This window comes from Microbacterium sp. Leaf320 (assembly GCF_001423485.1).
GTDB lineage: Bacteria > Actinomycetota > Actinomycetes > Actinomycetales > Microbacteriaceae > Microbacterium.
This window is the reverse complement of record NZ_LMOD01000004.1, coordinates 220,328-239,075: the sequence shown is the minus strand read 5'-3', so window position 1 is coordinate 239,075 and position 18,748 is coordinate 220,328. Positions and strand designations below refer to the sequence as shown.

The following is an 18,748-nucleotide window of genomic DNA, read 5'->3' as shown; positions in this document are numbered from 1 at the left end:
GAAGGAGGCTAGTCGCAGCCACCGACGCGGCGGCCGGGCAGGCGGCTCAGCACTCGATGACGTTGACCGCGAGTCCGCCCTCGCTGGTCTCCTTGTACTTCGTCGACATGTCGATGCCGGTCTGCCGCATCGTCTCGACGACCGCATCCAGCGAGACGTAGTGGCTCCCGTCGCCGCGAAGGGCGAGGCGTGTGGCCGTCACCGCGGTCGAGGCGGCGATCGCGTTGCGCTCGATGCACGGGATCTGCACGAGGCCGCCGATCGGGTCGCAGGTGAGTCCGAGGTGGTGCTCCATGGCGATCTCGGCAGCGTTCTCGATCTGCCGGTTCGTGCCGCCCATCACGGCGGTGAGGCCGCCGGCGGCCATCGCGCACGCCGAGCCGACCTCGGCCTGGCATCCGCCCTCGGCCCCCGAGATCGAGGCGTTGGCCTTGAACAGCGATCCGAGAGCAGTGGCGGTCAGCAGGAAGCGCCGAATGCCGCGGCGACGGTTCGCCTCGGCGACCGCGTCGGGGTCGTCGATCGCTCCGACGGCGACGAGCGACGCCTCCGCGCCGAAGCCGAGCAGTGCGCTGCCGACGAGCTCTCCGTAAGGAGTGACCGCGTTGCCGGCACCGAGGCCGGAGTCGGCCAGGAACCGCCACCAGTACATAGCGACGGCGGGCAGGATGCCGGCCGCGCCGTTCGTCGGCGCCGTGACCACCCGACCGCCCGCCGCGTTCTCCTCGTTGACGGCGAGAGCGAAGGCACCCAGCCACTCGCCCGGAAGCTCGCGGTGCCCATCGGCCTCAGCCTCTTCGAGCTGCCCGCGGATCGCGCTCGCGCGGCGCTTGACCTTGAGCATGCCCGGAAGCACCCCGTCGGAGTGCAGGCCGTTGTCGACGCAGGCGGACATCGCATCCCAGATCGCGTCGAGGCCGGCTGCGACGTCCTCCTCCGAGCGCTGCGCCGTCTCGTTCAGGCGGGCGACTTCAGCGATCGACAGCCCGTGCTCGTCGCACAGTGCGAGCAGCGACGCGGCGTCCGCATACGAGTACGGCAGCGGAGCCGCGGAGATCTTCGCCTCCTCGCCGTCCCGACGGATGAACCCGCCGCCCACGGAGTAATACGTCTCCTCCGACACGATCTGCCCGTCGGCGTCCCACGCGGTGATCGTCATGGCGTTCGGGTGGCCGGGCAGACGGGTGCGCGGTTCGAACGCGATGTCCGTCTTCGAGAAGGGGATCTCGTGCGTGCCGTCGATCCGCACAGTCGCACCCTCGCGAAGGTCCGTCCAGGCGGCGCGCACCTCCGACGGATCGCAGGTCTCGGGGGCGAGACCGCGCAGGCCTGCGACGACGGCATCGGGCGTGCCGTGTCCGATGCCGGTGGCGCCCAGAGAGCCGTACAGCGTGCACCCGACGCGTGCGACGCGGTCGAGCGCCCCGGTCGAGCGCAATCGGTGGGCGAACTCGAGTGCCGCCCGCATCGGCCCGACCGTGTGGGAACTCGAGGGGCCCACTCCGATGGAGAAGAGATCGAAGGCCGAGACGTACGCTGTCACCTCCCCAGCGTACGTCGTGATCAGCGACACGGGCGATCCGGAGGCCGCCGTCAAGCCCCTTCGTCCCCGCACACCGAGACTCCATCCTGGTCAGGCACTCGATGCGAAAGGACGATCATGACGAACAGCACACCCGAACAGGACCCGACCTCGGGCCTCGCCCCTGAGGCTCAGACCCCGACCCCCACGCCGTCATCCGGCGACGCCGGGGAGTTCAAGACCCCTGGAGAGAGCACGGAGGCACCCACAGAGGCGGAGTCCCCGGAGGATGCCGATCCGTCGGAGATCCCCGACAACGACGAGCTCGAGGAGCCGAGCACTGAGAAGGAACCGTCGGAGGAGCCCAAGGCCCCGACGCGCAACGACCCCGAGCCCGACCATGAGGCGGTCGGGATCGGGGTCATCGACGGTCCGGAGACCGACGAGGGCGACTGAGCGACTCCTACCTCGCTCAGGCCCTCCGCTCCCGTCGCGATGCACCCTGCGACGGGAACGAGTTCGAACGGGGCTACTCGACGAGCTTGCCCTCGGTGTCGACTTCGCGCATGAGCTCCGCGATCTCTGCGGGGATCTCGGGGATCGGCTCGTGCGTCACGCCGCCCGTGGGCGACCAGACGAGGTTGACCTGCAGTGTGGGGTCGGTGTCGGGATAGTCGCTGCGGTTGTGGCATCCGCGCGTCTCGCGACGTTCGAGTGCGGCCTCGATCGTGGCGCGGGCGGCGAGCGCCGACGCCTTGAGGTCGAAGGCATGCGCGAGATCCTGGAAGCCCGCGATGTCGGGATGGATGCCGATGTCCTCCATGCGTCCCTCGATCATGTCGAGGTCGGCGAGGCCGGCTCGCAGTCCCTCTTCAGAGCGCACGACACCGGCGTGCTCCGTCATGGTGTTGCGGATCGCGCGCTGCAGGGCTCGCACGTTCTCCCGGCCGTCCGCCGCGAGCAGGTCGTCGATCTCGGCGCGGGCCTGAGCCACGGCATCCGCTGACCGGCGCTGCGCGTCGAGGCCCGCCGCGTGCGCCATGGCGGCCTGACCGACGATGCGGCCGTAGACGAGCAGCTCGATCAGCGAGTTGCCGCCGAGGCGGTTGGCGCCGTGCAGACCGCTCGATGCCTCGCCGATCGCGTAGAGACCGTCGACATCGGTCTGGTGGTCGTCGGGACGCACCCACACGCCACCCATCGAATAGTGCGCGGTCGGCGCGATCTCGATCGGCTCGGTGGTGATGTCGAGCATCTGCAGCTCCATCATCGTCTGGTAGACGCGGGGCAGGCGGGTCATGATCGTCTCGCGCGGCAGGTGCGACACGTCGAGCCATACCCCGCCGTTCTCGGTGCCCCGACCTTCGGCGATCTCGGTGTACGCGGCGAGCGCCACGCGGTCGCGGGTCGAGAGCTCCATGCGCTCGGGGTCGTACTTCGACATGAACCGCTCGCCGAGGGCGTTGCGCAGGATGCCGCCCTCACCGCGCGCGGCCTCGGAGATGAGGGTGCCGGCGGCGTTCTCGGGCTCGATGATCCCTGACGGGTGGAACTGCACGAGCTCGGGGTCACGGAGTCGGGCCCCTGCCTCGACCGCGAGGCGGAACGAGTCGCCGGTGTTCTCGTCGCGGCGAGACGACGTGCGACGCCAGATGCGGTTGTGACCGCCGGCGGCCAGGATCACGGCATCCGCGTGGATCAGGTAGCGCGTGCCGTCGGACTGGTCGAAGCCGTAGGCGCCGAACACGACGTTGTCGCGCACGAGCAGCCGCGTGATGTAGACGTGGTCGAGGATCGGCACCTCGAGCTGCTCGGCCTTCGCGACGAGGGTGCGCTGGATCTCGAGGCCGGTGTAGTCGCCCGCGAAGGCGGTGCGGCGGAAGGTGTGCGCGCCGAAGAACCGCTGCGAGATGCGTCCGTCGTCTTCTCGGGCGAAGTCCATGCCCCAGCGCTCGAGGTCGCGGATGCCGCGCTCGGCCCCCTGCGTCACGATCTCGACCGTGTGGGGGTTGGCGAGCAGGTAGCTCTCCTTGATGGTGTCGGCGGCGTGCTGCTGCCAGCTGTCGCCTTCGTCCATGGTTCCGAGAGCGGCGTTGATGCCGCCGGCGGCGAGGGAGGTGTGGGCATCCTGTCGGGGGCGTTTGCCGACGGCGAGGACGTCGATGCCGTGTTCGGCGACCTCGATCGCCGCGCGCAGCCCGGATCCGCCGGTCCCGATGACCAGGACCGTGGTGGAGATCTGACGTTCGCGAGTACTCATGCCTTCGACGCTAGTTAGGGCGACCTAATAACTCCAATGCATTGTTCTACTGGTATCGATAGACTGCAGGCATGAACCTCGAGCAGCTCCGCGGGTTCGTCGAGGTCGCCCGCCTCGGCCACTTCACCCGCGCCTCCGAGCACCTGCATCTCGCCCAGCCGTCATTGAGTCGACAGATCTCGACGCTCGAACGCGAGCTCGGGGCCGAGCTCTTCCACCGGGCTCGCGGCCACATCGCGCTCACCTCAGCCGGCGAGGCGCTCCTCCCCCGCGCACAGCGGATGCTCGCCGAATCCGACGCCATCCGTGAGGAGATGGGAGAGCTCGCCGGACTCCGCCGTGGGCGTGTGCGTCTCGGCGCCCCGCCCACCCTCTGCATCAGCCTCGTCGCGGAGGCGATCAGCACGTTCCATGCCGCGCACCCCGGCGTCGACCTGCACCTCACCGAGAGCGGCTCACGACTGCTGGTCGACCAGCTCGCCGTCGGCGCGGTCGACATCGCACTCATCACCGAGTCGGAGGGGCCTCCGCCGTCGGGGTTCAGCCTGTCGCGGATGCCGCTGCTCACCGAGGAGCTCGTCGTGGTCTCCGCGGCATCCGAGCCCCCGGTGTCGTCGTCCTCATCGATGAGCCTCGATCATCTCGCCACCCTCCCCCTGATCGCCCTCGACGAGACCTATGAGCTGCGGGCGACGACCGACGCGGCGTTCCGCTCGGCCGGGTTGACCCCGAACTTCGTTCTCGAAGGAGCGGAGATGGATGCTCTGCTGCGTTTCGTCGAACGAGGAGTAGGCGTTGCGGTGGTTCCGGCGATGGTGCTCCTCGACCAGCCGGCACTGCGGTCGGTGCGACTCACACATCCGATGATGAGGCGCACCGTGAGCCTGGCCCACCGCGCCGACGTGACCCCGGCGATCGCCGTCGCGGCGATGCGTCATGCGATCGTCGCGACGGCCGCTGAGGTCGCCAGACGCGACCCCGCGATCACGAGCCTGCTCGAGTGAGGGCGCCTCAGGCGTCCTCGTACTCGTCGGGCGACCACTCCTCCCGCCACTCGATGACCGGGCGGTCCCCCTCGAAGCGGATCGGCAGCCAGACGTAATCGGCGATCGAGGTGTCGACGTAGGCGAACTCCTCCATCGGCTCGTCGCCGTCCTTGCCGGGCGCGAAGTGCTCGATGAAGGCCTGGCGCGCACGGTCACCGTGTTCGAGGTATCGCGGAAGCCAGCGGTCCGCGATCGCGATGTAGAGATCCTTCTTGCCCGGGTGCCGGAAGACGGATGAGATCTGCGAGTGGAACGACGTGCGCGACTCGTCGCTCGGATGCAGATCGCCCAGCACCTCGAACGGGCCGTGATAGCTGCGCGCGACCGCCGACTCAGACGGGTTCGGGTAGTACCCGGTGGTGCCCGACGTCAGCAGGTAGTGCAGTCCGCCGCGCTGGAGGTGGGCCGGCGCCTCGCGCACGAAAGGAGGCTGCGGCTGGGGGAAGTGCGTCGAATAGTACCCGGTGACGTCGGTGTAGTCGCTGGTGAGATCGGCGCAGATCATCTCGGAGTGCACGCGCTCGAAGTAGTAGTACCCCTTGCCGTCGTGCGGGTCGACGACCAGATCGAAGTCGCCGGCGCTCATGTCGAGGGGTCGCAGCCAGGTGCGCTGGATCTCGTACGGACCGAGGATGCTGTCGGCGGTGAGCACCGTCGAGCGCTGCACCGACCCCTTCGTCATCACCTTCACCCAGCAGACGAACTTTCCGGTCTCGGCGTTGAAGATGATGTGCGGACGATCGAGGCCCTGCGCCGGATGCAGCACGTATGACGCCATCGTCGCCGCATCCGACCTCGTGGCGATCGGGCTCATCCAGATCCTCAACGAGGTGCCCGGATTCTCGGTACCGGGCGACATCGCCATCACGGGCTACGACAACAACCACTTCGCGTCCGAGAGCGCGATCCCGATCAGCACGGTGAGCCAGCCGGGCGAGGAGATGGGCGCTGTCGCGGCAGACCTGCTGCTGGAGCGCATCGCCAACCCGGGCGCACCGGCGCGCAACGTCACGCTCGAGCCCCGCCTGCTCCCCCGCACGTCCACGCTCGGCGAGATGTGGCGCAGGGACTGAGACTCGCTGGGCCCGCCCCGACCGTTGCGAAGGAGATCTCGCGCATCGAAGGACCGAGAACGGGATCTGATCCTTCGCAGCGCGAGTTCTCCTTCACAGGACGTGTGGAGAACGCGACCGCAGACAACGCAAAACCCCCGCCGCTTTCGCGACGGGGGTTTCACCTCATCTGTGCGCCCGAAGGGACTCGAACCCCTAACCTTCTGGTTGGTAGTCGAGGAGGGCCTCGGACTCGATGACGAGTGGGCGCTCTGGAGCATGGCCGAGGCGGTCGACGCGTGAGCGACGTGAGCGACATCGTCGTGTGGAGTGTCGACCGATCATGGGGCAACGTGAGGGCCGACGCCGACGGCAACATGTTCCCCAGCGATAACCGGAAGTACCATGCCGACCGGGGCGACAGCACGGCGAAGTGCAATCCGTACCTGCCCCTCAATTGCCTGTCTCATCCGATCTACGGTCAGGATCTCGGAGTCATGGCGTCCGAGGTTGACAGGGCTGACCTGTGCCGTCGCTGCGTGCCCATCCAGCCGTGTCAGGAATCTCCTGACACTGAAATCGCGACCTCTCCCGAGGTGGAGTGATGGGCGCTCGGGAGGTCGAAACGTCCTCGTACATCGAGTTCGCGCGTCGCATCATCCGGCGCGCTGGTGAGCGCGTGGCCGAGGCGGATGACTGGGAGCTAGCCGAACTCGTGTCCCTCGTCGACGACGTCGACAGGGCCGTCCGCCGGGCCGTGGCAGGGCAGCGCGAGGCGGGCCGGTCGTGGCAGTACATCGGGGATGCGCTCGGGATCAAGAGGCAGAGCGCGCAGGAACGTTACGGGAAGGATGCGGGATGAACACTTCGTGTCGATCCAGCCGAATAGACTTGTCGCGAACGATGCCGCTGGGGGGCATGCGTCGTATCGAGAGGACTCCCGCCGTGCCGTCTGCCAACCCGACGACCCTGTAAGCGCGTGGCACTCCCACTCTCGGCCTCCTGGACGGAGGCCCTCGACGACTACGCCCTAAATCTCCGAGGCGCGAGCCGGACCCCGGCAACGATCCGCGCCCGACGTGAGCAACTCCAGCACCTCGCCCGCCGCATCGGCGTCGGCCCGTGGGAGGTCACGTCCGACGCCCTCCTCCGCTTCGTCGGCACTCAGGAGTGGATGCCCGAGACCCGCCGGAACCGCTACGCGTGCTTCCGTGAGTTCTGGCGATGGGCGAAGCGCACCGGCCGGATCGCGAAGAACCCGACCAAGGCCCTACCGAACGTCAAGGCTTCCGCGCCGAACCCCGATCCGGTCCCGGAGCACGTCTACGCGGACTCGATGCGGAAGGCCGATGAGCGGACCATGCTCATCATGCGCCTGGCCCACGACGCCGGTCTACGGCGAGGTGAGATCGCTCAGATTCACTCGGACGACCTCCGGCCCGATCTGCTCGGCTGGTCGCTCCTCGTGCACGGCAAGGGTCGCAAGCTCCGTATCGTCCCGCTGACGCCTCGCCTCGCCCTCGACCTCCGGGCGCTCCCCGAGGGCTTCGCGTTCCCCGGCGCGATCGACGGGCACCTATCCCCGAGGCGGGTCTATGAACTCGTCGACGAGGTGATACCTCGCCCGTGGTCCCTCCACAACCTCCGCCACTCATTCGCCACGAACGCGCACGAGGCGTCCAACGGTGACGTCCTGACGCTCCGGGAGATCATGGGTCACGCCTCGGCCGACACGACGGGACGGTACGTCCGCCTGTCGGACGCCCGGAGCCGAAGCGTGGTCTACGCGGCCGCCGGACTCGCCGCCCCCGAGAGACCGCCCGCCCGCCTCCGCGCGGTCTGAACAGATGTGACGATGCCCCGCCTCCGGAGTCTGGAGGCGGGGCATCTGGCGTCCGGGCGACATTCGAACATACCTAATGGTTTCGGCCCGCCGGCTACTGGGCCCAGCTGCGAGCTCGGCCCTAAACCGTGGGTTATGTTCGAATGTCAGGTTCGGGGCGTTCCGGTCTCGTCGACGTAGAACACGGCCATGAGCAGAGGGGCGATGACGGGTGCGGCGGCGGGCGGGAGCCAACCGGCGAACACGGCGACGCCGACCCCGGCGGCCGCGACGCCGTAGGCCCAGCGTCGGAACGCGGGCCGGAGCACGGTCTCGGACTTGGACCGCGCGGCGGCCCTCCGCTCGGCTCGGGTCTTGTAGTTGGTGGTCATGTGTGCTTGGTCCTTTCAATCGAACAGATCGGTGGGCGGTTGAGGTGCGGGCGGTCCGAGACCGCGATAGATGTGGTCGACGAGTTGGCGATTCCAAAACCAGAGGCGCTGGTTCTGCGCGTACCACTTCGTCAGCTGGACCGCGAGAGTGATGCCTCCTGCGACCAGGGCGGCGACGACGACCCCGGCGAAGGCGAGGATCGCCAGGACGACGGCGTCGGCGGTCATTCCTGCTTGGCCATCGAGAGGCGGCGGGCAGTCTCGTCGACGACGCGCCTGGTGAGATCGTCGACGTCGACGCCGCCGGTCGCGACCCCGGCGGCGCGGAGTTCCCGAAGGGTGGCGACGACGTGCGACTGGACGATGTCTGCGAAGGCCCAGCCGTTCGAGTCGCGGGCGACGTACATGGCGTGGATCGCCGCGACCTGCGCATCGGCCTTCTCCATCGCCGCAGCCATGTCGGCGGTGCGATTGTTGATGTCGATGACGGCGTTGTGGATCGTTTCCTCTTGGTACTTGTTCAGGAACATGAAGAGTCCTTCCGGTGTGGTGGTTGCCCCTCCGCTGGTCGCGGCGAGGTGGTTGGTGATGAACGGGACGGGGTCGATCTGGACGCCGTTGACGACGATCTCTAGGTGGTGGTGAACGCCGGACACGTTGCCCGTTCTCCCCATGCCGCCGAGGTCGTGGCCCGCGTCGACGTCCTGGCCGACGCGGACGGTGGGCGAGCCGGTGACCATGTGCATGGACCGGCTGAGGAAGCCGTCGTGTTGAATCCAGACCTGTACGCCGCCTCCGGCCCAGCCCTTCGGCGTGCCGACGGCGACGACCCGACCGGCGGCGATGGCGTGGATGCGCGTGTAGCCGGTGAAGTCGGTTCCACGGTGGAAGGTGGATGCGCCCTCGACCGGGGCGGTGCGCGGCCCGAAGCCGCTGGAGATCGGCGGGCGGTCAGTAGTGCCGTTGGGCCAGAGAATATCCATGTCGGTTCCTGTCAGGTGGTGGTGAGGGCGGTGGGTTCGATCTGCATGAGGCCGTCCGTGAGGTCCCAGGTGACGGCTCCGATCTCGCCGGTGGAGGTGATGCCGTCGCGGCCTGTGAGCGTGAGCGGCTGGTCCGGGGTTGCCCGGTAGTCGGATGCGACGGTGACGGGTCGCTCGGTGCCGCGTCCCTGGAGCCTGGCGAGGTAGGCGGCGGCGGTGCCCTCGCCGGGGTACGGCTCGGGGATTTCGAGGGTGGTGATCTTGCCCTCGGTTCCGGCGGATTCGATGCGGCTCCGCTTGACGCCGTTGGTGTCGGTCCATGTCCAGGTGATGACGACGGCGTCGGCGTAGTCACCGCGCTCCCCGTCGACCCGAGCGAGGCTTTCCACAGTCGTGGCCGGGGTGATGGTGAGAGCGCCGGGGGCGGTGTAGTTGGCGGGGTCGGTGAGATGCCAGACGCGCGCCTCGTCGCACCAGAGCCGGAGACCGTTGCTGTTGACGAGGGGCATGAGGAAGTCCATGGCGGACTGGCCCGCGTCCCAGATGAGCGCGTCCGGGGTCGCCGCGTCGATCTTGACCTTGCGGGTAGAGATCGAGGCGTGCGGGACGGCGGCCCATTCGTAGTCGTATTGGGTGGTGTCGGGGTAGTCGCCGTCGAAGTAGAGGCCATCGGCGGCGAGGTCGCCGGTGTACTCGGTGAGCCGCCACCGGGTGACGTTGATGTACTCGCTTCCGCCGACCTGGAGGGCGCGGACGCGGCATCGAATCTTGGCGGTGTTCGTGTACGGCTCGAATGGCGCGGTGACGACTCGTTGCCACACGCCGGTCGCGGGCATGATCTTGGTGATGGCCGGGATGTATCCGAGGATGTTGCCGGACGCGTCGAAGCACACCGCATCGAGGATCAGCGCTCGACCGCCGACGCCACCCATGTCCACGGAGAGGACGTGCTGTTTCGAGCCGGAGAGGGAGACCACGTTCTCGTCGATGTAGATCTCGGGGTTGTTTGTGAACACGCCCGAGTTGGACAGGTAAGCGACGTAGGTGGTGTTGTCCGGCCCGCCCGATGCCTGCCGGAGCGGCGTGAGTCCCCCGGCGGTGGCCGTGGAGCGCCAGTCGGTGATGTTGGTTCCGGCGCGCGGGTTGCGGATCAGGTTGGACGAGTTCGCCAGGGCGGGCACGGGCACGTCGGGGCTGGGTGCGAGGGTCGCGCCGGGAATGACCTTGTCGAGCACGTACCGGATGAGGGCGCGGAGCGACCACTGGTAGGTGAGCGGGGTCGCGTCGACGACGGCCCGCGCGAACCGCTGGAGGAGGTACTCGTCACTGGCGAGGGTGAGGCGCATGCGGCCCGCTACGGCGTCGACGACGCGCTCCGCGACCGCAAGGTCGAAGGTGCGCTGATCGACGTCCTGGAGGACGGGAGCGGCGTCCTGGCGGCGCTCCTCGACGATGGTGTTATCTGCCTTCCGGTATCGGAGGTAGTTCGCCATCGAGCCGGAGACCCCGATCGCGTCGCTGATGACCGGCGACGCGGCGACGTCGGTAGGCGCGATCCCGAAAGCCTCGGTCTTGATGCGAGCCTTTACGCCGACTGTCGTGCCGGGCGTGGTCCAGGTGGTCGCGGCGCGGTTGATGATGTAGACCTCGACGCGGATGCCACCGGGTCCGGCCGGTGTGTTGAGCGTGACCTCGTTGATGACGAGTTGGGTGAGGCCGTTCGCCGTCATGTCCTGAGTGCGGGCGAGGAGCGTGGTCGATCCCTGGATGACGCGCACGCCAACCGTCATCGTCGAGGGCACCGCGCCACCGCCGGTGAAGGTGTCGATCTCGACGGCGAGGTAGATGCGGGCGACGGTCGAGCCGTTCGCGGGCGGGTTGGTTGTCATGCTCAGCCCGTAGGACGCTCCGGCGGGCAGGGTCTTGACGTTGATCTCCTGCGCAATGCGGCCGGTGTCCTGGAGGAGGAACCGGTTGGGCTTGTCGGTGGTGCCGGTGTTACTCCCCGTCATCTGCTCGTAGCAGGACATGAGGATACCGCCGCCGATGGCGCGTGAGGTTCCGGTGTGGCCGGGGTCGGGGTGAATGTTGCGGCGCGTCACGGTCCAGGGCGTGTACTGCGCGACGAGCTCGCGAACACTGGACGCGACGACGCGGACGCGGGAACCGTCGTTCGGGTCGAGCGCGGCCGCGACGGCGGCGGACGATTCCGGGACCGCGATGTCAGCCTGGATGAACGGCGCCCATGAGGCGTCCGCCGTGATGCGGCCCTCGTAGACGGTCAGCGGCACCTGGTCGTCGACGACGGGCGGGATCGTCTGGGTGTAGGCGAGGCCGGTGACGGAGAGGTCATTCACCGCGAGGCGCACGGTGGCCTGTGCGGTCGTCGTGGCGGGGTTGTCCTCGACCTCGACGATGAGGTCCTCCTCCTCGCGGGTCGCGGTGAAGGTGACCGTCTGGAGCGTCATAGCCGTGGAGGTGACCCACGCGCCCGACTGGCCGCCCATGCGGATGCGGGCACGCGTGCCATTGTTCGCATCCGGAGACACCCGCGCCGCGAACCGGTACTGACGTCCGACGATGAGGCCGCGCACGGTGCGATAGATCGTGAGCCAGGGCGTGGGGTTGACGGGGTTGAGGCCGCCCGTGAGGGACGCGCGGACGGCGATCTCGGACCCGGCGAACCGCTGGCCCGCGAGCACGTCGACACGGGTCGATCCGGACCCCCGTGCGTCGTAGGTGTGCTCCCAACCCTCCGCCCCCTCGGGCGTCCCGTCGATGCGGAGGATGACCTGTTGAGGCCAGTCGACAGTTCGGCCGGGTTCGATGATCACCGGGGCGTCGGTGGTGGTCGTCGCGGTCGCCTTGGGGAACCGTGAGAAGCTCACGCGGGCACCTCCTGGTAGGGCACGTCGACGTACCAGACGTCGGTGTTGTCGCCGTCCTGTTCGATGCGGAGGGTGCCCTTGACGGCGAACGTCATTCCGAGGGCGGCGATATCGCCGGAGTACTGGAAGGGGCACGCGCGGCCGAGGAGGGTGTACGCGGCCCAGGCGTCGGCGCGGACGTCGTAGGCGAGGGTGAGGGTGCCGGTGCGAGGCGCGGCGACGCGGTAGGCGACGCCGACGCCGCCGTCCAGGGTGTCGTGCACGGCGGTGCGGGCGGCCTTGTCAGCGACGTACCCGGCGACGGCGAGAGGGATCGTGATGCCCCCGCCGTCGTTGGCCTGGATCAGGTGACTCATACGAGTTGCGTCCTCCCGTTGCGGGCGTTCACGGTGATCGTGATCGGCGTTGATTCCTGGTTGCGTCGCCAGGCGGCGACGGTGGCGGACGCGGAGGACATGTCGGCCTTGACGTCGATGGTCGCCTGGCGCTTCTTGGCGAGGTCGTCGAGGTCGGCCTTGGCATCGGCCTTGCCTGTCGTCTTGACCTCGATCTCAGCGGTGCGCTTCTTGGAGACGTCGCGGAGCGCGGTCTCCGCATCGTCGGTGTCGACGTCGATCGACACGTCAGCCTCGGGCGAGAACGCGTCCTCGAAGCTCAGCGATGCGCCCTGGCCGGCGTTTCCGGCGATGCCGTCGAGAGCGTCGACGAACGGCGCGCGCGCCTCCTCGGGGAGAGCGGCGACCTGCGCGACCCACTGGGTACGGGATTCCTCCGGCATGGCCATGAGCGCATCCCAGTCCGCCGGGGTCATCTGCAGGAGCTGCAGGTTGGCCTGGTAGGACGCGACCGCGCCCGCGTGCTCCTGGACGTAGGTGAGCCATCGGTTGATGTCGAGCGCGCCATCTTCGGCGGTGGCGTACTCGGTCGCATCCTGGACCATGCCCGAGTATGCGGCGTCGACGCTGGACGCGACCGCCTCGGTCGCGCTCGCGATAGCCTCGGCGGCCTCCTCCTCCGCTTCCATGCGTGCCCGCGCGGAGTCCACGCCCGCGTCGCGCTGGCGGTCGGAGGACGACGTCGCCTCGTCGCGGACGGTCACCTCCTGTTTCAGCATGTCCAGGAGGTCTTGCCCCGCCTCGTACTCGTCGACGAGTCCCTGAGTCTTCGCGACGGCGGCCGCGTCGCTGATGTCGACGGACTCGCGGCGGAGCTGAATCTCGTCGTAGAGCGCGTCCTGACTCTTCTCGACGGATCGGATGTAGTCGTCTTGCGCGCCCTTGCCGGACCGGAGGAACCCCTCGACCTCGTCAAGGCCTCGACCGGTGCCGCCCAGCGCGTCAGTCCACTTCTGGAGCTGGGTGGGGTCCTTCTCCCAGAACCAACGCCAGTCCGTGGACTTCAGTTGCTCGAGTTCCTGGATGCGGTTGACGATCTGCTCCGCGCCGGTGAGCCATGCCTCGGTCGACTGTCCCGCGTTGACCGCCTCGACGGCGAACTCTCGCGCCCGCTCTCGAAGCTCCTCGGCGTGCTCCTCCCCCTCGACGAGGCCGTTTACGACGAGTCCGATCCCGGCGGCCGCGATGCCGAGGGCGATGCCGAGAGGGCCGCTGATGCCGGAGGCGAGCCCGCCCAGTGTGCCCTGTGCGAGGTCGAGGATCGAGTCCATAGACCCATCGAAAGATGAGGTGACTTCGGAGAAGTTCTGCGCGGCTTCGTTCTTGAATTCCTCGACGTTCTCGGAGGCTGAGGAGAATGCCCGCTTGCTGTCGTCGCCCACGTCGCGCGCGGCGAACCCGAGCCGCTTGAGCGACTCGCGGGTGTCGTCGAGTTCGTCGTCGAGCTTGTCGGTGGCCTTCTGCGCCTTGGTGAGTTCCTTGTCCAGGTCGGCACTCCGGGCGGCTTTCTCCAGGTCCTCGAAGGCCTCGGCGGCGTCCTCTAGCGGGTCGACGAGGCCGTTAACGATGGACTTTTCCACCCCGTCGGTGTCCATTGCGACACCGATCTCGTACTGGTTCTTACGTGCCATGGCGGCTATCTCACCTTCTCTCCTGCTTCGTGGAGCGTGCGTAGGGTGGTCTGAATTTGGAGGGACGCGAACCGGCGGATCGAGTCCCGCGCGGCGGGAAAGACGACCTTGCCGCGCCGGTTGCGATCCCCGAACAGGGACCCGGTCGTGCGGGTGTAGGGCTTGCTGTTCGGCTTCTTGGAGCGGGACTTGATGGGCGCGGCCGCCGGTCGACCGAACTCGGCGGCGGACTGGAGTGCGGCGATTGCCGTCCCAGATTTGAGGGTCCCGTTGCCTCCGGCCCGGAGGAAGACGTTGCGGTTAGTCACGCCAACCTTCGCCGTGTCGACGAGGGTCCGATGCTGAATCTTGGTGACCGCCCGCTCGGCGGTCTCCGCCTTCCAGATCGGTTGTGCCGCCGCCTTGACCGCCTTGTTGTTCTGGCGTCGCACCTCGGCCGGGACTGTCCGATAGGCGATTGCGAGGTCGCGGAGGGGCGAGTCAACCAGGAGGCTGATCCGCCCCTCCACGGCTCAGCCCGCCGGGGTTTCGGCGGGCACGGGGCGGGTCGACCCGAACACGACCGGCGAGATGCCGACCTGCTTGGTCGCCCCGCCGATCTTGGGAGCGACGAGGGTGATCGTCGACGTCCACGTGATCGGGCCGTCCACGATGGTGATCTCTGCCGTCTTGCCCTCGTCGTCGAAGCACTTGCGCGCAAACCCGGAGGCGGCGAAGTTCTGGAAGACGTTGAGTGTCAGGTTGTAGCCCGACTCGCCCGCGAGCTTGTGGACCTTCCCGGATACGTCGGTGACCTCGACGATGGCGGACGTGGGGTCGTAGGAGAAGTCCTGGATCTCCTCGGTGTAGTCGACGGTGCCGACCTTGATAGTTGCGGTGATGAGACGCATGTCGTTTATGCCTCCTCAGGCATCGTGTCCGGCATGGTGTCCGGCTCGGGGTTGGTGGTGCGGTTGGTGAAGCGGGAGAGGCTCACGACCTCCAGCCGGTAGATGGTCTCGCCGGTCGCGAAGATGCCTTTCGTGGCGGAGTCCCAGTAGACGGAGTCGAGGCCGTCGAGGGCGACGAGGAGCGGGATGACAGCATCGGTGGCGGTGACGATGCCCTTGACCGGCTCCAGCTCGGGAGCGGCGATGGTGAGGGTGAACTCGACGCCGACGTGTCCGGGTGGCACGGGGCCGCCGTTGATGCTCGTCACGATGTCGCCCTGCTCGTAGAGGAGGACCGTGGCGAGCGACTCTGTCATGCCTTCCTCGGCGGGCTGGATGCGCCATTCCGTGGGGAGTGCAGCGGTGAGTGCGGCGACGAGATCGGCGGCGAGTGTGCCGAGCGCGGGGGCGTCAGAATCCACCGGACACCTCCGCGTTGGTCGGACGGATGATCGATCGGACGGTCTTGTCCAGCGGGCGCGGGACGAAAGAGAATCCCTCCGACCCGATGTCACCCTGTTCGTCGGCACGCCCAGCCGCCCACAGGTTCTTGATCTGCTGGAGCTGCGCGTACACGAGGTTGAATGCGGGCTCTCCCTCGACGAGGTCGAGGAGGGCGAGGACCTCCTCCAGCCGGTCGGTCAGACCGAACCGGAGGAGGACCTCAGCGATAGCCGCCTCAGCCGTGGTGGCCTCGGGCGCGAACTCGACCACCTGGAGCCGTGCCGTGTCGACGAGGAACCCGAGGAGTTCCTCGTTCTCGATGGGTGCACCCTTCCACGCCGCCCGGAGGCGAGCCTGTGCGGCCCCGTCGATGGCGCTGTACCAGGTGGCCATGCTCAGATCAGTCGCTTCCAGATGACGCCGGTCTCGGCGTTTCCGTCGACGACGGTCGCGCCCACGGCCGGTGCCTCGGGGACGGACCCTCCGGCCTTGCCCGCGCGGACGGCCTGATAGACGACGGCGGCCGCCTTGGCGAGGTCTCCGACCTGGTAGTCGGTCGCGTTCGCGCGAGCGTCCGCGACGCCAATGTGGACGACGGCATCGGCGCGGACGATGAACACCTGGAGGTAGCCGTGGATCGCGCGATCCACACCGCCCTTGGCGAGGTCGAGTGCGTCGATCTTGAGCGGCCCACCGGGGAGTTCGTCGAACTCCACGGCCTTGCCGGAGCCGACGATGACGGACGGCGTCGAGGTGATGCCGGTGTCACCGACGACGAGGACCAGGCCGTCGCCGGAGCCCTGCCAGTCGGTCGAGGCGGTGAAGTTGACGAACTCGGGGATGAGGTCCTTGGGCGTGTAGATCAGCTCCTCGTACGCCAGCTCGTTCGCGATGATGAACGTGGGCGTGTCGCGGCGGCCGTCCGACTTCTTGGCCTTGACGGCGAGAATGCCCTGGATGACCATGCCGAGCGCGGAGCCGTAGTCGTGGCCGTCGACGCCGGGGTAGTTCTTGGCGGCGATGGGGAGACCGGCGACGGTGCGCCACGTCTCCAGGGCCTTGGTGTCGGACCAGATGAGGTGGTCCTCCAGCACGAGACGGAAGAACGCCTCGATGGCTTCCTCAGCCCCGGGGAGGTCGAAGAACTCGCGGGCGATGTCGGCACCGAACGCCCACTTGAGGAGGCTGGACACCTGACCCTTGGTGAAGCCGACGCCGGAGGAGATGGGCGTCTTGTTGCCCGCCCACTCTTCTCCGAGGTGGTTGACCGGCGTCTCGGCCGTGCCACGGTGCAGGGTGTAGCCCTGCTTGCCGCCGAGGGTGATGGCGGTGCCGAGCGTGCCGAGCGTGATGTACTCACGCTCGTACGGGACGCCCTGGTAGAGCTGGCCGAGCCAGTTGGGTCGGGCGACTTCTCCCCCGGCAGCGAGGTCGGTGGTGATGTCCGCGAGCGCGGCGAGCACGCCCTCGGCGTCGTCGATGGAGTTGCCGGTGAGGTGCGGGAAGCGGACGGCTGCGAAGGCGGCCATCACCTCCACGGTGGTGGGGCCGTCTGTCGCGGCGGTCGCGGCCGGGGCCTTGGGTGCTCCCGCGCGCTGGGTGGCGGGGATGGTGGCGGATGCAGTCACTTCGGATTCCTCCTGGTCGGGTGCCGCCTCGGCGGCGGGTTCGGTGATGGGTGTAACGGTGGTCTGGGATTCGTAGACGCGGCGGTACTTCTGGCCGTCCTCGTCGGTGTAGACGCCGACCGAGCGGTCGGAGCTGATGACCTCGCCACCCTCGTCGGCGGGATCGGTGACGACCTTCTCGGCGTCCTCCTCCTCGTCGTCGGGGGTGTCGGCGGCGAGGACCATGGCGGACGGGAACGCACCGCGTGCGACGAGGGCACCGCCGGAGACGGGGACTCGTGTGGCCTTGCCGTTCTTGATGCCGCCGCGCCATTCGCCGGAGAGGCGGCGGCGCTTGCCGTGGGGGTTGCGAGCGTCAGCGAGGGCCTTGTCACCGGCCGGGGTCTTGGCGATGGCGAAGGACGCCATGACTCCGGCAGCCTCGATCCACAGGCGGGTCGCTCGGCCGACCGGTGCGTAGCGGTCGTGATCCGTGTTGAGGCCGACGACGGACGGGTCGGCGGGCAGTTCTACGACGGATGCGTCTACCTCGAACTGGCCGACGTTGGTGCGCCCCTGCTCCCCGAAGGGGATGAGGAGGCCGGTGATGGTGCGATCATCGGCGGCGGCGAGCACCTCCCCGCCCTCGATCTCGATGTCAATGTCATTCATGTGATTCAGTCCTCACTGGTCGGTGTGGTTGTGGGGTCGGGCGTGGCGAACATGTTGGTCAGGTCGCCGCGGATGGACTTGCCGGTCGGGACGATGTCGTCCAGCGACATGCGCGCCTCGAACGCGAGGAGCATTCGGCGGGCGGGGCCGTAGTCCCAGAGTTCGGAGCGGGCGGTGCCGTTCTCTCCGACGCCCTGGTAGCGCATCTCAGTGCCACCTCCGGAGCCGCCCTGGCGGACGCCCTCCAGGACGGAGGCCGGGAGGGAGACGTGGTTGGCGATGTCGAGGCGGACGGCGTTGCGGCCGGTCTCGTAGAGGTCGGTGGCGACGTTCACTCCGGGGAGGTCGACGCCCATGGCGTCCTTCGGGAGAAGGCCAGTGGAGTTCTTCCGGCGGCCTTCGTTCCATTCGTCGCGAACGGCGGCGCGCTGCTCGGGCGTGTAGCTGAAATACATGTCGTCTTTCAGGCGGAGCACGGTGAGCGGGATGGGGTTGTCCAGCCGGTTGAGGTAGGCCTCCTCGATCTTGCGGGCCTGGTTGAGGGTGTCGCGCCCGTCGACGAGGAGGCCGTTCTCGCCGTAACCGAGGGGCACGGCGACGAGGTAGGCCTTGAACTCGTCGGGGATTTCGTCGGAATCGCAGTGCACGTTGCCGAGCGCGTCGGCCCACCAGTGCCCGACCGGGATATGGAGGCAGTCGGCCTCGGGGTCCTCGGCGGGCTTGGCGGTGAATCCGAAGCACGCCCAGCCGTAGAAGAACCAGTCCGACGATGCGCCGAACTGGCGGTGATAGGGCGAGACGCCGGAGTCGGAGGTGGTGAGCCAACGGGGCTGTGCGGTGTCGACCGTGTCGGCGTCCATCTGGAAGAACGGGATGCCGGAGAGCTGCGCGCACACGATGCCGTGTGCGCGCTTGACGCCGGGAATCCGGAGGGCGATCTCGCGGGTGAGCGGCTGGTTGGTGCCGTCGCCGACGAGGCCCTTGAGTGCGTCGGCCGTGAACGTGTCCAGTGACGACTGCGGCGACCACGGCGACGAGAACGGGGCCATGGTGGCGGCGGGCTTGTCGTAAGCCTGGACGATGCGCTTCTTGAAGATTCCCACGT

Annotated in this window: 21 protein-coding genes; 6 read left to right on the top strand and 15 right to left on the bottom strand. The window is 68.2% G+C overall.

Annotation, left to right across the window (positions count from 1 at the left end; all coding sequences use genetic code 11):
- Positions 1-46 precede the first annotated feature (46 nt).
- On the bottom strand, positions 47-1,543 hold the full coding sequence (locus ASF63_RS14740) for an L-serine ammonia-lyase, iron-sulfur-dependent, subunit alpha (RefSeq protein WP_056516293.1): 1,497 nt from the start codon (positions 1,541-1,543) through the stop codon (positions 47-49).
- A gap of 117 nt (positions 1,544-1,660) precedes the next feature.
- Between ASF63_RS14740 and ASF63_RS14735 the strand changes: the two genes are divergently transcribed.
- Positions 1,661-1,978: a hypothetical protein gene (locus ASF63_RS14735; RefSeq protein ID WP_056515637.1), complete on the top strand. Its 318-nt coding sequence runs from the start codon at positions 1,661-1,663 to the stop codon at positions 1,976-1,978.
- 73 nt (positions 1,979-2,051) lie between these two features.
- Here the strand turns inward: ASF63_RS14735 and ASF63_RS14730 are convergent, their stop codons facing one another.
- On the bottom strand, positions 2,052-3,782 hold the full coding sequence (locus ASF63_RS14730) for an L-aspartate oxidase (RefSeq protein WP_056515634.1): 1,731 nt from the start codon (positions 3,780-3,782) through the stop codon (positions 2,052-2,054).
- Positions 3,783-3,853: 71 nt separating this feature from the next.
- Between ASF63_RS14730 and ASF63_RS14725 the strand changes: the two genes are divergently transcribed.
- Positions 3,854-4,786, top strand: a complete 933-nt coding sequence (locus tag ASF63_RS14725; protein WP_056515631.1) for a LysR family transcriptional regulator — start codon at positions 3,854-3,856, stop codon at positions 4,784-4,786.
- Between the two features lie 7 nt (positions 4,787-4,793).
- On the opposite strand, the gene ASF63_RS14720 is transcribed toward ASF63_RS14725, so the two are convergent.
- Positions 4,794-5,642 carry a family 43 glycosylhydrolase gene (locus ASF63_RS14720; RefSeq protein ID WP_235560806.1) on the bottom strand — a complete coding sequence of 283 codons (849 nt, stop codon included), beginning with the start codon at positions 5,640-5,642 and terminating at the stop codon, positions 4,794-4,796.
- Between ASF63_RS14720 and ASF63_RS19485 the strand changes: the two genes are divergently transcribed.
- The 4 genes from ASF63_RS19485 (at position 5,626) to ASF63_RS14700 (ending at position 7,723) form a co-directional block, all read left to right on the top strand.
- On the top strand, positions 5,626-5,901 hold the full coding sequence (locus ASF63_RS19485; protein WP_056515625.1) for a substrate-binding domain-containing protein: 276 nt from the start codon (positions 5,626-5,628) through the stop codon (positions 5,899-5,901). The two genes, ASF63_RS14720 and ASF63_RS19485, sit on opposite strands and share 17 nt — an antisense overlap.
- Positions 5,902-6,179: 278 nt before the next feature.
- Entirely contained in the window at positions 6,180-6,485 is a 306-nt protein-coding gene (locus ASF63_RS14710) for a hypothetical protein (RefSeq protein WP_056515620.1), read from the top strand.
- Positions 6,485-6,742: a hypothetical protein gene (locus tag ASF63_RS14705; RefSeq protein WP_056515617.1), complete on the top strand. Its 258-nt coding sequence runs from the start codon at positions 6,485-6,487 to the stop codon at positions 6,740-6,742. The genes ASF63_RS14710 and ASF63_RS14705 overlap by 1 nt, the downstream gene beginning before the upstream one ends.
- A 117-nt stretch (positions 6,743-6,859) precedes the next feature.
- Positions 6,860-7,723, top strand: coding sequence for a tyrosine-type recombinase/integrase (locus tag ASF63_RS14700; RefSeq protein WP_056515614.1), 864 nt, complete (start codon positions 6,860-6,862; stop codon positions 7,721-7,723).
- A gap of 146 nt (positions 7,724-7,869) precedes the next feature.
- Here the strand turns inward: ASF63_RS14700 and ASF63_RS14695 are convergent, their stop codons facing one another.
- From ASF63_RS14695 to ASF63_RS14640, 12 genes are read right to left on the bottom strand one after another with little or no spacing between them, the layout of a single operon-like run.
- Positions 7,870-8,094 (bottom strand): hypothetical protein, encoded by a 225-nt coding sequence (locus ASF63_RS14695; RefSeq protein ID WP_056515611.1) that lies wholly within the window; start codon positions 8,092-8,094, stop codon positions 7,870-7,872.
- Between the two features lie 15 nt (positions 8,095-8,109).
- A complete protein-coding gene (locus ASF63_RS14690) occupies positions 8,110-8,322 on the bottom strand; it encodes a hypothetical protein (RefSeq protein WP_056515608.1) in 213 nt (70 codons plus the stop codon).
- Positions 8,319-9,077 carry a M23 family metallopeptidase gene (locus tag ASF63_RS14685; protein ID WP_056515606.1) on the bottom strand — a complete coding sequence of 253 codons (759 nt, stop codon included), beginning with the start codon at positions 9,075-9,077 and terminating at the stop codon, positions 8,319-8,321. The genes ASF63_RS14690 and ASF63_RS14685 overlap by 4 nt, the downstream gene beginning before the upstream one ends.
- An 11-nt stretch (positions 9,078-9,088) precedes the next feature.
- Positions 9,089-11,965: a hypothetical protein gene (locus tag ASF63_RS19235; protein WP_056515604.1), complete on the bottom strand. Its 2,877-nt coding sequence runs from the start codon at positions 11,963-11,965 to the stop codon at positions 9,089-9,091.
- Complete coding sequence (locus ASF63_RS14675) at positions 11,962-12,321, bottom strand: hypothetical protein (RefSeq protein WP_056515601.1); 360 nt, start codon at positions 12,319-12,321, stop codon at positions 11,962-11,964. The genes ASF63_RS19235 and ASF63_RS14675 overlap by 4 nt, the downstream gene beginning before the upstream one ends.
- The gene (locus ASF63_RS14670) at positions 12,318-13,991 is read right to left on the bottom strand and encodes a hypothetical protein (protein ID WP_056515597.1); all 1,674 of its coding nucleotides are present in this window, start codon (positions 13,989-13,991) and stop codon (positions 12,318-12,320) included. Before ASF63_RS14670 ends, ASF63_RS14675 begins: the two co-directional genes overlap by 4 nt.
- A 5-nt stretch (positions 13,992-13,996) precedes the next feature.
- Positions 13,997-14,500, bottom strand: a complete 504-nt coding sequence (locus tag ASF63_RS14665) for a hypothetical protein (RefSeq protein ID WP_056515594.1) — start codon at positions 14,498-14,500, stop codon at positions 13,997-13,999.
- 3 nt (positions 14,501-14,503) lie between these two features.
- A complete protein-coding gene (locus tag ASF63_RS14660) occupies positions 14,504-14,881 on the bottom strand; it encodes a hypothetical protein (protein WP_056515590.1) in 378 nt (125 codons plus the stop codon).
- Between the two features lie 5 nt (positions 14,882-14,886).
- Positions 14,887-15,342: a hypothetical protein gene (locus ASF63_RS14655; protein WP_056515586.1), complete on the bottom strand. Its 456-nt coding sequence runs from the start codon at positions 15,340-15,342 to the stop codon at positions 14,887-14,889.
- A complete protein-coding gene (locus tag ASF63_RS14650) occupies positions 15,332-15,757 on the bottom strand; it encodes a hypothetical protein (protein WP_056515583.1) in 426 nt (141 codons plus the stop codon). The genes ASF63_RS14655 and ASF63_RS14650 overlap by 11 nt, the downstream gene beginning before the upstream one ends.
- 2 nt (positions 15,758-15,759) lie before the next feature.
- A complete protein-coding gene (locus tag ASF63_RS14645; RefSeq protein WP_056515579.1) occupies positions 15,760-17,643 on the bottom strand; it encodes a hypothetical protein in 1,884 nt (627 codons plus the stop codon).
- A gap of 5 nt (positions 17,644-17,648) precedes the next feature.
- On the bottom strand, positions 17,649-18,746 hold the full coding sequence (locus ASF63_RS14640) for a hypothetical protein (RefSeq protein ID WP_056515575.1): 1,098 nt from the start codon (positions 18,744-18,746) through the stop codon (positions 17,649-17,651).
- Positions 18,747-18,748: the final 2 nt, after the last annotated feature.

Bases quoted from the DNA above. Each gene is read 5' to 3' on its own strand.
- ASF63_RS14735 (WP_056515637.1), top strand. From the start codon at position 1,661: ATGACGAACAGCACACCCGAACAGGACCCGACCTCGGGCCTCGCCCCT.
- ASF63_RS14730 (WP_056515634.1), bottom strand. From the start codon at position 3,782: ATGAGTACTCGCGAACGTCAGATCTCCACCACGGTCCTGGTCATCGGG.
- ASF63_RS14725 (WP_056515631.1), top strand. From the start codon at position 3,854: ATGAACCTCGAGCAGCTCCGCGGGTTCGTCGAGGTCGCCCGCCTCGGC.
- ASF63_RS14720 (WP_235560806.1), bottom strand. From the start codon at position 5,642: ATGAGCCCGATCGCCACGAGGTCGGATGCGGCGACGATGGCGTCATAC.
- ASF63_RS14705 (WP_056515617.1), top strand. From the start codon at position 6,485: ATGGGCGCTCGGGAGGTCGAAACGTCCTCGTACATCGAGTTCGCGCGT.
- ASF63_RS14695 (WP_056515611.1), bottom strand. From the start codon at position 8,094: ATGACCACCAACTACAAGACCCGAGCCGAGCGGAGGGCCGCCGCGCGG.
- ASF63_RS14690 (WP_056515608.1), bottom strand. From the start codon at position 8,322: ATGACCGCCGACGCCGTCGTCCTGGCGATCCTCGCCTTCGCCGGGGTC.
- ASF63_RS14685 (WP_056515606.1), bottom strand. From the start codon at position 9,077: ATGGATATTCTCTGGCCCAACGGCACTACTGACCGCCCGCCGATCTCC.
- ASF63_RS14675 (WP_056515601.1), bottom strand. From the start codon at position 12,321: ATGAGTCACCTGATCCAGGCCAACGACGGCGGGGGCATCACGATCCCT.
- ASF63_RS14670 (WP_056515597.1), bottom strand. From the start codon at position 13,991: ATGGCACGTAAGAACCAGTACGAGATCGGTGTCGCAATGGACACCGAC.
- ASF63_RS14660 (WP_056515590.1), bottom strand. From the start codon at position 14,881: ATGCGTCTCATCACCGCAACTATCAAGGTCGGCACCGTCGACTACACC.
- ASF63_RS14650 (WP_056515583.1), bottom strand. From the start codon at position 15,757: ATGGCCACCTGGTACAGCGCCATCGACGGGGCCGCACAGGCTCGCCTC.
- ASF63_RS14645 (WP_056515579.1), bottom strand. From the start codon at position 17,643: ATGAATGACATTGACATCGAGATCGAGGGCGGGGAGGTGCTCGCCGCC.